This window comes from Bradyrhizobium sp. WSM4874, assembly GCF_055811835.1.
In genome coordinates, this window is the sequence record NZ_JBVVPR010000200.1 from 1 (window position 1) to 552 (window position 552).

At 61.1% G+C, this 552-nt stretch carries 1 pseudogene; it reads right to left on the minus strand.

Annotated features, from left to right (window positions below):
• Positions 1-271: 271 nt before the first annotated feature.
• Positions 272-484, minus strand: a pseudogene (locus AC0L3P_RS40030) (ISL3 family transposase); the annotation flags it as partial.
• Positions 485-552: the final 68 nt, after the last annotated feature.

Here is a 552-nt window from a genome sequence, read left to right on the forward strand (position 1 = left end):
TGGCAGATCGCCACGTCGCGACGTTCGATGCCGCCCTCAGGACGTGCTAGGCCTCAATTGCGTGAAACTCGCCCCCCCCCGGCCTGAGGAGGTACGGAAGATCGCTGGGCGCATACGCGCGCTTCCAGAGAGGAAGAAGTTAGTGCCTCCCAAACGAACCAAACCTCAGGCGCTACAGCGGCACGAACCCAAAGGTACAGCGCAAACACCGTGAGTACAACGCAGTTGCGCATCGGGCTGCCGATCACCTTCATACCTTGATCGCGAACAAGCGCTCGATGCACGTCATGAGACCCGCCTCGATCTTGCGGCGGATCATCAGGTAGAATTCGGCAATGATCTCGCGTGCCTCAACCAACGTTGGCATGCCAGCTACGCTCGCCGCGAGCGTAACGGTCTCCGATTTCGTGAGCAGGTCCCGCCCGATTGCCATGAGGCGCGCGATGGTTCTGGCCGAAGGGATCCTCTGAAGGTTTTGCGTGTCGGCCCTTCCGCATCCTCAACATCGTCGGCGACGTCCCCAAGGAATGCCTGGGCGCCATGTCGGACACG